The sequence below is a fragment of the Flavobacterium sp. HBTb2-11-1 genome, assembly GCF_009826975.1.
In the GTDB taxonomy this organism is placed as follows: domain Bacteria; phylum Bacteroidota; class Bacteroidia; order Flavobacteriales; family Flavobacteriaceae; genus Flavobacterium.
This window is the reverse complement of record NZ_WUMO01000003.1, coordinates 39403-54795: the sequence shown is the minus strand read 5'-3', so window position 1 is coordinate 54795 and position 15393 is coordinate 39403. Positions and strand designations below refer to the sequence as shown.

Below are 15393 nucleotides of genomic sequence, written 5' to 3'. Positions count from 1 at the left end.
ATGCAGATTTTGAATACGATGGAAAGATTTGCGAAGATTCTTTATATAGAAATAAATAAAAATCTGTTTAGATCTGCAAAATCTGCGAGAAACAAAAAATTATACCCATTAAAACTTTGGGAGCTTTACAGTTAATTTTCCATATAGATTAATTCTGAAATTGTATTTTTACTGAATCAACCTCAAATTATGTCACAGCAAAAAATCATTTACTTGGATAATAATGCCACAACGCGTGTTGATGAACGCGTTTTGGATGCGATGCTTCCCTATTTTACTGATTTTTATGCCAATTCGACCAGCACACATTTGGCTGGTTTAACAGTAAAAGAAGCTGTTGAAAATGCTGCTTGGCAAACGGCAGATTTGATAAATGCCGATGCTGATGAAATCGTTTTTACCTCTGGTGCTACAGAAAGCATCAATCTAGCTATAAAAGGACTCGCTGATCAAGGCAAAAAGCATATTATAACCATTCAGACCGAACATAAAGCCGTTCTTGAAACTTGCCACTTTATGGAAAGCATTGGTTTTGAAGTTACTTATCTTCCAATCGCTGCTGATGGCCTTTTAGACATTCAACTTTTAGAAGAAATAATTACAGATAAAACATTGGTTTTCATTGGAATGTTTTCTAATAATGAAACTGGCGTCATACAAAACATTAGTGCGATTTCTAAAACACTGAAAGCCAGAAATGTACTTTTTATGTGTGATGCAACTCAAGCTGTCGGCAAAGTTCCGATTGATGTAAAAACTTTGGGAATCGATCTTTTAGCATTGTCAGCTCATAAATTTTATGGCCCAAAAGGAGTCGGCGCTTTGTATATTTCGGCGAAAGCCAAAGTAAAATTGAAACCTCAGACTCTTGGAGGCGGACAACAGAGAAAATTACGAAGCGGAACACTAAATGTTTCTGGCATTATTGGTTTAGGGAAAGCTGCAGAAATTGCTTTGAAAGAACAGCAAGAAGATCAGAAACGAATTGAAGCATTAAGAAATAAACTTGAAAAAGGTTTATTACAATTTGAAGGTTCTTTTGTTAACGGAAATACAGAAAACCGAATTTATAATACTTCAAATATTTGTTTTCCTGGCGTAAATTCAGAACAGCTGATTTTGGCTTTAGGAAATATTTCCGTTTCAAATGGAGCATCTTGTTCTGCTGTTACTTCTAAGCCTTCGCATGTTTTAATAGCAATGGGATTATCTGATGAAGAAGCTTTGAGTTCGATTCGTTTTAGTTTGGGGAGATTTACTACAGAAGAAGAAATTGATATTGCTGTTGAGCGTGTTTTGAGTTTAGCTATGGAGTTTGCCGCTAAGGCGCTAAGACACTAAGTTTTTTTTTATCTCTCGCCAAGTCGCTGAGGCGGGAAGTTTTTTTTGTCATCCTGACGAAGGAAGGATCACACTAGAAGCTCCATTATAGAATGTCTCAATCTTTGTCGATTCTCTCGTGTGATCCTTCCTTCGTCAGGATGACAAACTTTATCTACATAATCTGCATAAAAAACTTTGCTCCTCTGTCACTTTAAACCTTTGTCACTTGTCAAAAGAAATCAACTGAGAATAATCCTCTTCAGTATCAATATCAATATTCCCTTTTTCAAAAGGAACTGAAACTACATCATCAGCATATTTTTCAATGAGTTTTTTGGCTCCTTCCTTTCCTTTCAATTTTAGAAGTTCCTCAAAGTATTTTTGGTGAAATAAAGCTGGTGTTCCTAAAGTTTCCGCATAAGCTGATGCTGCAATTCCCTTTCCAGTTCTCTTAGATTGGTTGATTAAATTTTCGAAGACAGAACTTGTTACAAAAGGCTGGTCGCAGACTGATAGAATGCACTGTTCGCAATCGGGGTTTAAAAGCATTAATTCTGTAATTCCTTTGACAATTGAAGAAGACATTCCGCTCTCCCATTCAGAATTGAATGAAAGTTTTACTTCAGGCAAATTCAGCTCTTTTTTTATTACATCGTGATTTGCACCTGTCACCACTATTAAAAAAGAATTTTGAATCTTTAAAGCTTCTGAAATCGTATTTTTGAGAAGAGTTGATTCTTTATGTTTTAACAACTGTTTGGGTCTGCCTAATCTAGACGAATTTCCAGCTGCAAGAATGATAATGCCAATTTTCTGATGATGTTTATTTTCCATAATGAATTTCATTATGAATTTTGCCCGATTTATATTTCAACGATGTTCCCGCACATTCAGAGGCAACAGCTTTAATTTCAGCAATAATCGAAAGGGCAATTTCTTCTGAGGTTTCAGCTCCGATATCCAAACCTACGGGACTGTGAATTCGGCTTAAATGTTCTTCGTTTACGGTAATTCCTTCAATCAAAAGATCATCTAGCATTCGATTGAATTTTGATTTTGGACCTAAGATGCCAACATAATGATAATTGGTTTGCAATAATGATTTTAAAACCGTCAAATCGTATTTGTAATTGTGTGTCATTAGAAGAAAATAAGTCTGATCGTCGATAATAACTTGATCAAGAAAATGTTCGGGTTTTACAACCGAAATTTGGCTGGCTTCTGGAAAACGTTTTGAAGTGGCGTGTGTTGCGCGACCTTCTGCAATAGTAATTTTCCATCCCAAAACAGAAGCCATTTTCACCAGTGGCTGAATATCATTTCCTGCACCAGCAATTATGAGTGAAATAGATGGTTTTACATATTCAATTAAGGCTTCGTTGTCGTTTTCTTCCTGAAGTTTTTTTACTACCGATGTTTTGCTTTCAAGCACTTCTTTTACATCAGAAATTAGGTTTAAATCATTGTTATAATTTATAAGCGGATTGTCTTTTCTAAAAAACAAAGTGGTTCCAGTTTGAAAAGCATTTCTTTTTAAAGAAAAAACGGTTACAATCACAGCTTCTTTCCTTTCTAATTCTAATTGTTTTAAAAGCTGAATCGGGTTGTTTCCAGCGTCTTCATTTATATATTCAAAAAGAATATGAACGATTCCGTTGCAACCAAGCTGTAAACCAACTTCGGCATCTTCTTCGTTACTCGTATTATAAGTTACAAGTTTATTTTGCTTTTGATTTATAGAGAGAAGCGCTTTTCGCAACGCATCTCCTTCCAAACATCCGCCACTTATTGCACCTGTAAGCTGACCATCTTCTGTTACAAGCATTCTAGCGCCTGGTTGTCTGTATGATGAGCCTTCAACTTTAACTACGGTCGCTAAAGCCGTTTTCTTTCCTTCAGATTTTGCTTGCGTGTAAGCTTTTAGAATTTCGCTGATTTCCTTCATAGTGAATCTTCATCAATAGAAATTAATATTGATGGTACTTTTTATCAGCCTAAAAATAAAAAAATATTACAAACTTAAGTACAATCGCAGTAGTTAAGTTTATAATATTTTCCGTAAAAAGCTTAATTTAAAAGGTTTTAAATTATTTCATTCATTTAATTCTAAAAAATAATCCAACTTAGATTTGATTACTTTTTTGTTTCTATCTAATAAATAAAGTTTTTCAGGATTTTTGCTGTAGTAACCATAATACGTTTGATCTTTTTCTGGTTTGTCCCAGTTTAGAATAAAAATCGTTCCATCAGGATCTTTTTCTAAACCTCTTTCTGTGTTGATATTACCTTTTTCTGTAAAGCTTTTTTCAGGCTGTTTTCCTTCGTATATACTGGATAACTGGAATTTATTAGCTACAGCATCAATTTTTAAAATTGTTTTTATTCCTTCGCAATCTGCACATGGCAATGTTCCTTCATATACAGAAATGCTCTCAACGGTATCCTCTTTTTCATTATTTGCGATGGTGTCTGTCAAAACAGCATTATTTTCATCTTTACTTTTTTTAGAATTGCAAGATGTTACAATAACAGCTGCAAACGCAAGAATAAATATTTTCTTCATATTATTTTTTCTTCAAATATAAAGATTATTCTTACGTAACATGAAATTTAACTATTAAAGTTTACAGCTAAATAATTCCCATGACTATCGCTGTTTGTATAGCCTCTGCAGTATTGGTAACTTTCAATTTTTCGATAATGTTTTGCCTGTGACGCCTTACCGTATAGACTGAAATATGCATTTCTGCAGCAATTTGCTCGCTTTTATATCCTTTTGCAACATTGGCTAGGACTTCCACTTCTCTTTTAGAAAGAATGGCTTCTGCCTTATTTTTATATTTCTCAGACTCAATTATCTCACCTGTTTGAATATTAAAAATCTTTCCGTCGATTCCCTTTCTAGGCTGTAAATCGGTTGATGGAATATAAAGGCATAATGCAAGGGAAATACTACCGTTGCTAAAAGTTTTGAGATAAATCGTTCGATGATTTATATAAGCACATTTTTCTACCGATTCTTTCATTCTTAAACGGCTAAACGTGCTGTAATTACTATATTCTTCTTTTGGTATTCCTTTTAAAAACTGATAGAAATTAAGTTCTAAAATATGTCTATCTATCAAATCTTCCGAATTGATTTTGGTAAAAATACATTCTTCAAAAGCAGAGTCAATTACAGCTTTTTCATTTGGCAGTCCAAAAACAGAACCGAAACTCCCAGCGTAGATATAACTTCTATCGGATTGATAATCGGATAATACAGCTACACATTGTTCAATTTTGACATAATTGCTAACGAACTGTTTGTACATTTCAATATCATTAGATTCTCCAATTTCAAATTTTTGTTCTAAAAATGTGGTCATTAATTGGTTTTCGATCGAAGAAGTCTGTGGCATTTAGAAGTGTAATTGGTTAATTTTACGTATTGCCTCTTTTGTAAAGCAATTCTATTTTTGGAGCATTAAAAATATCACTTTCTATCCCAAAAAAATAATCTATGAAAACATTTTTTCCTAACATCCTTATTATTCTTAGTCTTTCTATTTTATTAAGCTGCAATAATAAAAACAAATCTGCAAAAGCCACATTGAAAGAGGAAACAAAAACAGATTCTGCATTTGTAAATGGTTCGCCTTGCGATATTAAACTGTCTTCTATACATTTTACAAAAGCGGTTAACGGTGCCGACTCGCTAATAAAATTAGAAACAAATGAAAAAATCATTTTTAAAGCTGGTGAAAAATCAGATTACTTTTCTGATCCAAACGAAAAATTGTCCAATACAAGCGCCCCAATGCTTTTGTCTAAAGTAGACAACACAAAACCTTTTACGCTTACCGCGAAAGTTACGCCTGAGTTTACAGAAAAAGGATTATATAATGCTGGTGTCCTATATCTTTATGTTAACGATAGTTTTTATCAGAAATTTTGTTTTGAGCAGGATGAAAGAGGCAATCACAGAGTTGTAACTGTTCGTACCATGAGAACTTCTGACGATAATAATCATGATGTAGTGAAAGTGCCTTCTGTTTACATGAAAATCAGTTCTGATACTAAAACGGTTGCGAGTTATTATTCGGTAGATAAAAAAAATTGGCAGATGGTTCGTTTGTACAAAAACAATTATCCAAAAGAAATTTGGGTGGGAATTAGCACGCAATGCCCTGTAGATAAAGGAACGAAAAGTATTTTTGAAGAAATCAATCTAGAAGAAAAAAGTGTTTCTGATTTTCGTTTAGGCATATAATCCTAGTTTAAATTTTTTATCAATAAGATAATCATTTTTTTAAACAGGTGTATGATTTGTATTACTAAGTTTTGTATTTTTATAAATAGCAAAATTTTATTATTACCTAATTTTAAAAAATAAACTACATGGGAAAATTTGTAATCACTACTAGAGCCAATGGAGAATTCCAGTTCAATTTAAAAGCTGGTAATGGCCAGACTATTCTAACAAGTGAAGGATACACAACAAAAGCAGCTTGCAATAATGGAATTGAGTCTGTTAAAAAAAATGCGGCAGACGATGATCGTTATGATAGATTAGAATCTAAAAGCGGAAAGCCATATTTTAATTTAAAAGCTGGAAATGGCCAAATCATTGGCTCAAGCGAAATGTACGAAAGTGTATCTGCTAGAGAAAACGGAATTGAATCGGTAAAGAAAAATGCTCCTGACGCTACTATAGACGATCAAACGGCTTAATACCTATTTATATTATAAAAACAAAAAGCTGTTTCTATTTATTCAGAAACAGCTTTTTTATTGAAAATTAAATCCTGAAATTACTTCTTCAAAGCATCAATTCCACCATGAGTTGGAACAACTTGTTTGATCGTTCCATCTGCATTAAACTCTAATTTATCAACGCAGACTTCACGATGAAAGCCTCCAGCATCTCCCATTTTTATTCCTGTTGGATATGAGAATCTATGGTACGTGATATACCATTCATCTTTGTTAGGAATTTGTAAAACCGAATTGTGCCCCGTAGCATAAATTCCTTCTTCTGGTTTTCCTTGAATGACGATATTATCTTTTGGAACTTCAATTGGTCCTGTTGGAGAATTTGAAATTCCGTATCTCACTTTGTAATTCGGACTTCTGGTGTCATCTTCGCTCCAAAAGAAATAGTATTTTCCGTTTCTGTAGATTACGTAAGTTCCTTCACGGAAAGTGTCATCAACTGCAATTACTTGAGTTGTTCCTGCTTTGATCGAAACCATATTTGGATTTAGCTCTGCAACGCCCATATACATATTACCCCAATATAAATAGCTCTTTCCTGTTTTGGGATCTGTAAAAACATCTGGGTCAATCTCCTGACCGTCTTTTATTCCTTCTGGTCTTGTCGCTACAATTGCTTTTCCGCTGTCTTTAAAAGGTCCTGTGGGATTATCAGAAACTGCAACTCCAATTTTTTGTGCAGCCGTAAAATAGTAGAAATATTTGTATTTTCCTTTTATCTTTTTCTCAACAATACAAGGCGCCCAAGCATTTCTGTTTGCCCAAGCCACATCTTTTTTGAGATCGATAATGATACCTTCATCTTTCCAATCGACTAAATTATCTGACGAAAAAGTTTTGAAATAATAACCTGACCAGCCGTCAAATCCATCGCTTGTTGGATAGATGTAATATTTTTTTGTTTTGTTGGAATACAAAATTTCAGGATCGGCATAATACCCTTCCAAAACTGGATTATGGCTTACTTTTGGAAGTTTTGCTGGCGTTCCCCATTTGTCTGTAATCCGCTTTAATTCAGAACGGGTTATCGGAAGAACCGTTCCATGGCGCGGATTAAAGTCCATTGAAATGTCATTGTCAATTACGCTGAAATTTTCTAAATCTTTCGTTTTTGTAAATTGATACCTCCCTTTGGTGTACACATCGTACATCAAAATATACTCGTCTGAATTGTTTAATTTGAAAACACTCGAACCTTCTACTCCATCTTTTGTCTGCTGCAGATAGTTATCATTTTCAATCCAATTTCCTGAAGTCAAATCTTTTGTAACTGCCACTTTGATTCCAGGTGTATTGGTTTCTGTTTTGTAAAAAAGATGATATTCTCCATCTTTTTCAATTATGTCCCCGTCAATACAAGCATTTCCTGACTTTGGAACGAATAACAGTTTAGGAGCGCTTTCTAAAGCCGTGAAATCTTTATTCGCATAAGCGTAATAAATTTTATCCGGTCCTCCTGCATGTTGCATACTAAAGTAAATCATGTATTTGCCCGCTTTTGTATCATAAATAGTTTGTGGCGCCCAAACACGTTTTAGATTTTCGTTTCCTGGAAATGTATTTTGGATATTGACAATACTGCTTTTCCAGTTTACTAAATCGGTACTTTTTAATAAAACCATTGCACGATTGCTGTCCCAACCTTTTGAAGAAGTCATATCAGTCAAAACCATATAAAAAGTCTTGCCATCTTCGCCACGCAATATATGCGGATCACGAACTCCTCCTGTCGAGCTTATTTTCTTACTGTCTATAACAGGTTTGTTGTTATTAAGGGCATAATAATGATAACCGTCTGTGCTTATGGCGTAATTGACCGCTTCTTCTTCGACTCTATTTCCAATGAAATAAACGAACAAATACGCTGTTAAGTCTTTGTCGGCAATAACGGGCGGAATTCCTTTTGCTGTATTTTGGGCTTGTAAGGGATCAAAAAGGCTTAATAATGATATAAGGCAAAAAAATATTCTCTTCATTTATTTTTTACTTTTTAATTGATATAACACTGAAGCGTGAGGTCTTAAATTCGCTCCAATTTCTTTTGAAGTTGTTTTAGATTTTTCTCCTGTCCACATATTTAAAACTTCCGCAGTACCTGAAATTCCGAGATCTGAAAGATTTACGGATACTTTCTGCGAATCTTTATCTGAAATATTAAATAAAGCTAAATAAACACTCCCATCCTTTGCATTTTTTGAAGTGACTGCAATCCTTCCATCTTTTTGGAAAAGCTGTTTTACTTCAGTACTTTCATTATGCATTTTTACTACTTCTTTATTCGTTAATAACGATAAGGTGAAAGCATCATTGCTTGGTAAATCGCCGCCAAAAAACAATGGTGATTTGAAGATATTGAAAAATGTAATTAAAGTATATTGTTCGTCTTTTGTTAAACGAGTCATTCTATCGTTGCCACGTTCTCCTCTAATCGAAATACGCCCTAACGGAATCATATCGCAATCTGGCCATGTCCCCGGGGCGATATACGGATACCATTTTTGTGCCACATCCATTAAATGCGTGATATGCGGCCATGTATCCCAAACATCATCTACCATACGCCACATATTGGCATGTGTAGATACGTGTGGCGCTGCTGAGATTGGTGTTTCTCCTGGAGATGTGCTTAAAACAATTTTACGCCTACATTTATCAATGGCGTTTCTAATTAAATTAATTTCGCCTTCGTGATACGGTCTAGACAAATCATCAATTTTAATAAAATCTACTCCCCATTGTGCATATAATTCGAAAATAGAATTGTAGTATTCCTGTGCTCCTGGTTTATCCGCTACAACTGTATAATTGTCTCTCAGCCATTCGCATTGTAATGCTGTTGAATAAATCTGATCTGCTGTAATTCCGTTTGCTCCTTTAATTGGCATTTTTTCTTCAACAGCTTTTTTCGGAATACCGCGCATAATATGGATTCCGAATTTTAATCCTTTTTTATGGATATAATCGGCTAGTGGTTTAAAACCTTGTCCGTCTTTTGCTGAAGGAAATCGATTAACAGCTGGAAGATATCTCCCGTATTGATCGATTACATAACGAGGATCTGTTTGGTTGTAGCCTCCTGCTTTATCATTTTCGACAAACCAACGAATGTCTACAACGACATATTCCCATCCAAATTTCTTGAGCTCTTTTGCCATATAGTCGGCATTGGCTTTTACTTCGTGTTCTTCAACTGTTGGTCCGTAACAATCCCAGCTATTCCAACCCATGGGCGGAGTCTGAGCCCATTGTTTAAATTCTTCTTTTTGAAATGTGTTTTGAGCGTTAGTTGTAGCTGATAGAAAAAAGGCTCCTATAGCCATTGTAAGTAAGTTTGTAATTTTCATCTGTGTTTTTATGTGTGGTTTTTACACTTTAAATGTAATGAAATTTTATTGTTACAGACAAAAACTAGACCTGACAGGTTTTAAAAACCTGCCAGGTCTTTTCTTGCTTTGTTATTTCACATTTACAGTAACCTCAACAGGTTTTAGCCACTGGCTTGTAAATTTTACTTTTATTGGCGCTGTCGAATCTCCATTTGCCTGAATATATGCTGCTATATGTCCGTGGAAAACACGCTGTACATTATCTGTGTAATCGGTCATATCGCTGTTGTTTCCTGCTTCCAAACCTAATAAAGTCGCTGCTCCATTGATGGTGCAAGTCACTTCGTTGTCTGAAAGCATTACTGGAAGTCCGTTTTGGTCTTTTACCTGAACCATAATTTTAGCAACGCCTTTATCTTTACTAATGGTGATATCTTTATCGGCAATAGTTAACTCAAATGGCTGTTGAGTAGAAGTAATGGCATAACGGCTTACCTCCTTATCGCTTTTATCTAACCCAACTGCTTCTAATTTTCCTGAAGCAAACGGAATATCCCAATAGATTATTCCCGTTTTTTCATCGTAGGGTTTCGTTTCTCCCACTACTTTCCCGTTCAATTCTAGACGTGCTTTTGCTGCATTGGTATAACAAACCACACGGATTTTTTGACCGTTTTCGTAATTCCAGATTGCACATGCGTCTTTAGAAACATCTTTTTCATTTACTAATGGATAGGTTCCCAAATACGCCATCGGCTTATCTGACCATAATGACTGGCGGAAATAGCCTCTTGGTTTGATAATTCCAGCAAAATCAACTAAACCTGAGTAAAATCCTCGTGAAGGCCATCTTCCTGATTCTCCCAAATAATCGATTCCTGTCCAAAGGAACTGGCCGAAAATATGTTTGTTGTTTTTTACTGCGAGCCAAGGTTCCATATCATGTACATTTTCACTTCCAAAAATCACTCGCTTTGGATATTTTTCGTGATCTGACTGATATTTGCTTTCTGTATAATTATAGCCTGTAATGTCTAAAGCGCCTGGATATTCTGTTTCGTTAGACATGGCAACTCCAGCTAAACCTGCTGTTGTTGGGCGAGATTTGTCGTATTTCTTTACCGCAGCCACCAAACGTTTTGCAATTGCTCCAAGTCGCATGGCATCTGGAGCGTCTTTTTTATAGCCTCCATAAGCAGCCTGTCCGAATCCGTTTTTTCCCTGATCTAAAACTGGGTGAGAATACGGATCGTTTGGATAATCCACTTCATTGCCAATGCTCCATCCAAAAACGGAAAGATGATTTCTGTCGCGGCGTACGAAATCTTCTAAATCTTTTTCTGCCCAATCAGCAAAAATATCAAACGAGCCTTCAAATCCAGGTGTTCCATAATTCCATCCTTCTAGCCATTTGCGTTTTGGAAACTCCCATTCGTCGTAAGCTTCGTTTAAAACCAATAATCCCAATTCATCGCAAAGTTCATAGAAATCTGGCGCCTGCGGGTTATGGCTAGTACGGATTGCGTTTACTCCAATTTCTTTCAGGGTTTTTAATCTAGTTACCCAAACTTCTCTTGGAACTGCAGATCCTAAAACTCCCGCATCGTGATGCAAGCAAACGCCTTTCATTTTCATCCATTTTCCGTTAAGGGCAAAACCATTATTTGGATCGAATGTAAAACTTCTAAAACCTGTTTGAGTTACCGTTTTGTCTATTTCTTTACCGTCTTGTAAAACGGTTGTTTTTAGCTGATATAAATTTGGATTGTCTAAATCCCATAATTGTGGATTCTTAACGTTGATTTTGGCTGAAATTTTTCCGTTTTGATTTGCTGCCACTTCAACTTTAGAAACTGTTTTTCCAACCGATTTTCCATCTTTTGAAAACAGTTCGTTTACAACAGTCAATGTAGATTTAGAAGCAGAACCATTTTCTACATCAACCTCAACGTTCAATGTTCCAGCACCTTTTTTCACTTCTGGATAAGCATATACACCCCATTGTGCAATGTGAACTGGGTTTGCACAAACCAACCAAACATTTCTGTAAATTCCCGAACCGGTGTACCATCTTGAATCGGCACTTTGGCTGTGGTCAACACGTACTGAAATCGTATTTTCTCCTCCAAATTTCACGAAAGGTGTAGCATCATAAGCAAATGAAATATAGCCGTTTGGACGTTTTCCTAATGATTTTCCATTGATAAAAACTTCGCTTCTGTTGTAAACTCCCTCAAAATACAAATACACTTTTTCTCCCGCTTTGCTTTGCGGAATATTGATTGATTTTCTGTACCAAGCAATGCCACCCGGCAGATACCCTTGACAGCTTGCCAGCGTTGGACTCAACTGTCCTTTTACGCTCCAGTCGTGCGGTACATTTACGTTCTGCCATTTAGTATCATCAAAAGCAGCATTTTTTGCATCGGAAACATCCTGAAGATTGAATTTCCAATTCTCATTAATTTTTTTTGAATCTCCAAACGAAATCTGGCTACTCGCAGACAGACAAGAAAAGAGTAAAACAGGAAGTAAAATTTTCTTAGTAAACATGTTTTTAGTTATTTTTTGTTTCGGGTTTCAGATTTCAAGTTAGGTTTGAACGTGAAACCTGAAACTTGAAACCTTTTTTTAATATTGTAATTCTCCAACGAACGTCACTACTGACCTTGCAGGAATTTCTAAATTTCCATTTTTTTGGACTTCAGCTCTTTTTAAATTTGATGTGTCAGAAGTTACATAAGGTGTGAACTCATTGTTTTTTAAAGTTCCTTTTGATAAATCGAATTTGTATTTCTGAGCTTCTTTGCCACAGTTTACAGCAACAACAATCAGTTTTTTGTTTAAAATGTCTTTGTATGCGGTAAGCATTACATCATTTGCTGCATCTAATTCTTTTTGGTTTGGAACATCAACTCGCTGCATTCCCGGACGTACAAAAAGCGAATAATTTCCTAAAGCCCAAAGCAATTTGGAATCGTGAAATTCTCCATCATTCCTCACATAATCTGGTGTTGTGCTTCCATTGCTTTTTCCGTCATCCAGATAAATTAAGCCGTCTTTGTAATCTACTCTTGTAATAGAAGTCCACCATTGCCATGATGCGGCATTGGCAACGGCAATATCATTATGGATTAATCTTGCTACGAATAAAGCAGTCTGCATTCCTAAATCTCTTCCGCCGCCAGAACCTCCCGGAATTTCAGCTTCTCCCGGATTTTCTAAAATGCAATATTCCGACTGCCAGTACTTTAATCCCGGTTTTTGCTTAACTTCTGCGGCAATCAATTTTCGGCTTAAAACTTGTCTTTCAATAGGCCAAGTAGTAAAATAACTGTGTCCGAGAATTACATTTTTTACATTCGAAAATTTTGCCACATTGGTTTTTGTTTTTCCAAAGAAAAAATCGATCTGATTGTCACGATTTTCGGCATTTACATTTTCATATAAATAATCGATTTGCGCGGCTTCTGCAATTACGATTTCGGTGCTCAGTTTTTTAACTTTCAGTTTCTCTGAAAGTGATTTGGTTAAATCATATATTTCCTGATTGGTTGCTGGTGTTCCTTCTTGACTGTTAGTGTCTCCATTTTTTGGCATCCATTCCCATTGCGGTTCGTTTATCGGACTGACATAATCGAATTTGATCCCTTCTTTTTTCTCCAATCCTTGAATACTTTGAACTAAGAAATCGGCAAATTTTGGAATCGCACCATCTTTTAGATTCAGTTTATTCTTTTGAGAAGCAAAAGACAATCCGTTGTTCGTCATATGCACTGGCGGACTATTGGTAAAAATCAGGAATTTTTCTACTCCGCGTTTTTTGGCTGCCTGCAGAAACCATCTTTGGCCTTCCTGTTTTGAAAAATCGTAAGTTCCATCGGCATTCAAAAAGCATTCGCTTCTTCTCCATTCGTCCGAAACTTTACTGTTTTCTCCTTGCTCTACGCTTCCTGCACCCAAATTGAATCTCCAAATCGAAAGTCCAATTCCTTTTGGATTTCCCTGTGCATCGATTTCTTTGCTAAACAATAAATCTGCAATGGCATTTTTTTTCTGTTCTGGCCAGTTTTTACCCACAAATTGCGTTCTCCAAGCATCAGAACCTCCAAAACCGTCCATGGTTTGTACTACATTATCTGTGCTGATGGTAACGGTTCGCTGTGCAAAAGACAGCGAACTAATTACCAATAAAAGCGAGAGATATACTTTTCTCATTTATATTTTGTTTTTTAACCGCAAAGACGCCAAGTTATAGCAAGGTTCGCTAAGCTTATTTTTAGATTTGCTCCCTATAGCTATCGGGATTACGTTTTTTGTCTTTGCGACTTTGCGGTTAATTTTTTATTTTTATTTATACGTTCCTACGTAAGTTACTATAGATCTCGCTGGAATTTCAAAACCAGAAACATCAACCGCTGTTCCTTTTTTCAAACTCAATGTTTCAGAAGTTGTATAAGGCGTTAATTTATTATCTGTTACAGCTCCGCCTGAAAGATTTAATTTGTAGGCTTTCGCCGATTTGCTTATGTTAACGGCAACAATTACCAGTTTTTTATTTGTCGCATCTTTATAAGCCGTAACCATAACATCATTCAAAGCAGTTGAATTGTCAACACTAGGAATTTGAACTCTTACCATTCCTGGTTTAACGAAGAACGAAAAGTTTCCTAAAGCCCAAAGTGTTTTAGAATCTCTGATGTATCCGTCATTTTTACAGTAATCGGCATTTCCAGCTCCGTTGCTTGCTCCATCATCTACGTGAATTAATCCATCTTTATAATCACCACGACTTACCGCGGTCCACCACTGCCAAGATGTGACACCTCCAACAGCAATGTCTGTGCTGATGATGCGTGCTGTCCAAAGCGCCAATGACATTCCTAAATCTCTTCCTGCGCCTGATCCGCCCGGAAGTTCAGCAGTTCCAGGACTTTCTAACACACAATATTCAGATGACCAAAGACTAACCCCTCCAACTGATTGGATTCTCGCAGCTGCTGACTGTCTGGAAGAAATCATTTCTTGCAACGGCCAAGCCTGCCAATAGCTATGTCCAGAAATTGTCTTTTTTACATTGCTTAAACCGCCAATATTTTTAGAAGAATTAGCGGCAAAAAAATAATCGATCTGATTGGATCTGCTTTCTTTTCCTGAAACAGTTTTGTATAAAGATTCATAAGACCCAGCTTCTCCCACTACAATTTTTGCATCTAAGCCTTTTGATTGTAATTTTGGCGAAAGGACATTTACAAAACTATAAATATTAGCATTGGTTGCTGGAGAACCTTCTTGTCCAGAACCATCCCATTCATATTGCGGTTCGTTAAACGGACTCACATAATCAATAGTCAAACCATGTTCTGTTTTTAACTTTTCTAAGGATGTTGCCCAGAAATCGGCCAAATCTAGCATTTTACCTTCTTTTAAATTGTAAAATTCTTTGATTGTCGCATGAGCTTTTCCATTTTGAGTCAAATAAACAGGTGCGCTGTTGGCAAAAGCTAAAAGTTTGTCTACACCACGTTCTTTCGCGGCTTTCATAAACCAAACCTGACCTGATTGTTTTGACATATTGTACGAAACTCCATCAGCAGTAAAGCATTCCGTTCTTCTCCATTCGTCTGTAATATCACTTGCGTCACCTTGTTCTGCGCTTCCTGTCCCAAGATTGAAACGCCACAAAGACAATCCAATTCCTTTTGGATTTCCGTCAGCATCCATACCTTGGCTGAATAATAAATCGGCTATTTTATTTCTTTTGTCAGTAGGCCAATTTTTTCCAATAAAATTACATTGCCAAGCATCCGAAGCTCCAAAACTTTCCATGGTTTGAAGATTCATGTCTAAACTCACATTCAATTCCGCCAAAGCATTTTCTGAACCTGAATTTTCAGATTTTTCAGCATCACAGCTTACAAAAAGAGAACTTGCGAAAAGTAAGCCTGCACACAGCAGACTCACTTTATTTTGATTATTAAACTTCATT

12 protein-coding genes are annotated in these 15393 nt (G+C 36.0%); 3 read left to right on the top strand and 9 right to left on the bottom strand.

Annotated elements, in window-relative coordinates:
- Positions 1-189 precede the first annotated feature (189 nt).
- Positions 190-1341 carry a cysteine desulfurase family protein gene (locus tag GR162_RS07715; RefSeq protein ID WP_160781645.1) on the top strand — a complete coding sequence of 384 codons (1152 nt, stop codon included), beginning with the start codon at positions 190-192 and terminating at the stop codon, positions 1339-1341.
- Between the two features lie 204 nt (positions 1342-1545).
- On the opposite strand, the gene GR162_RS07710 is transcribed toward GR162_RS07715, so the two are convergent.
- From GR162_RS07710 to GR162_RS07695, 4 genes are all read right to left on the bottom strand, one after another.
- Positions 1546-2157: an NTP transferase domain-containing protein gene (locus tag GR162_RS07710; RefSeq protein ID WP_237421323.1), complete on the bottom strand. Its 612-nt coding sequence runs from the start codon at positions 2155-2157 to the stop codon at positions 1546-1548.
- Positions 2147-3268: an XdhC family protein gene (locus GR162_RS07705; protein WP_160781643.1), complete on the bottom strand. Its 1122-nt coding sequence runs from the start codon at positions 3266-3268 to the stop codon at positions 2147-2149. The genes GR162_RS07710 and GR162_RS07705 overlap by 11 nt, the downstream gene beginning before the upstream one ends.
- Positions 3269-3415: 147 nt before the next feature.
- Positions 3416-3886: a copper resistance protein NlpE gene (locus GR162_RS07700; protein WP_160781642.1), complete on the bottom strand. Its 471-nt coding sequence runs from the start codon at positions 3884-3886 to the stop codon at positions 3416-3418.
- A 67-nt stretch (positions 3887-3953) separates the two neighbouring features.
- Positions 3954-4724 (bottom strand): response regulator transcription factor, encoded by a 771-nt coding sequence (locus tag GR162_RS07695; protein WP_160781641.1) that lies wholly within the window; start codon positions 4722-4724, stop codon positions 3954-3956.
- Positions 4725-4825: 101 nt separating this feature from the next.
- On the opposite strand from GR162_RS07695, the gene GR162_RS07690 reads away from it, so the two are divergent.
- Both GR162_RS07690 and GR162_RS07685 read left to right on the top strand, forming a co-directional pair.
- Positions 4826-5575 carry a DUF1349 domain-containing protein gene (locus tag GR162_RS07690; protein WP_160781640.1) on the top strand — a complete coding sequence of 250 codons (750 nt, stop codon included), beginning with the start codon at positions 4826-4828 and terminating at the stop codon, positions 5573-5575.
- A gap of 128 nt (positions 5576-5703) precedes the next feature.
- Positions 5704-6036, top strand: a complete 333-nt coding sequence (locus tag GR162_RS07685) for a YegP family protein (RefSeq protein WP_129748184.1) — start codon at positions 5704-5706, stop codon at positions 6034-6036.
- An 80-nt stretch (positions 6037-6116) separates the two neighbouring features.
- On the opposite strand, the gene GR162_RS07680 is transcribed toward GR162_RS07685, so the two are convergent.
- The 5 genes from GR162_RS07680 to GR162_RS07660 all read right to left on the bottom strand — a co-directional run bounded on the left by GR162_RS07680 (position 6117) and on the right by GR162_RS07660 (position 15392).
- Positions 6117-8054, bottom strand: coding sequence for a family 43 glycosylhydrolase (locus GR162_RS07680; protein WP_160781639.1), 1938 nt, complete (start codon positions 8052-8054; stop codon positions 6117-6119).
- The gene (locus GR162_RS07675) at positions 8055-9422 is read right to left on the bottom strand and encodes a glycoside hydrolase family 27 protein (RefSeq protein ID WP_160781638.1); all 1368 of its coding nucleotides are present in this window, start codon (positions 9420-9422) and stop codon (positions 8055-8057) included.
- 111 nt (positions 9423-9533) lie between these two features.
- The gene (locus tag GR162_RS07670; protein WP_160781637.1) at positions 9534-11957 is read right to left on the bottom strand and encodes a sugar-binding domain-containing protein; all 2424 of its coding nucleotides are present in this window, start codon (positions 11955-11957) and stop codon (positions 9534-9536) included.
- 78 nt (positions 11958-12035) lie between these two features.
- Positions 12036-13622: a glycoside hydrolase gene (locus GR162_RS07665; RefSeq protein WP_160781636.1), complete on the bottom strand. Its 1587-nt coding sequence runs from the start codon at positions 13620-13622 to the stop codon at positions 12036-12038.
- A gap of 132 nt (positions 13623-13754) precedes the next feature.
- Positions 13755-15392: a glycoside hydrolase gene (locus GR162_RS07660; RefSeq protein ID WP_237421322.1), complete on the bottom strand. Its 1638-nt coding sequence runs from the start codon at positions 15390-15392 to the stop codon at positions 13755-13757.
- Between the last annotated feature and the right edge of the window lies 1 nt (position 15393).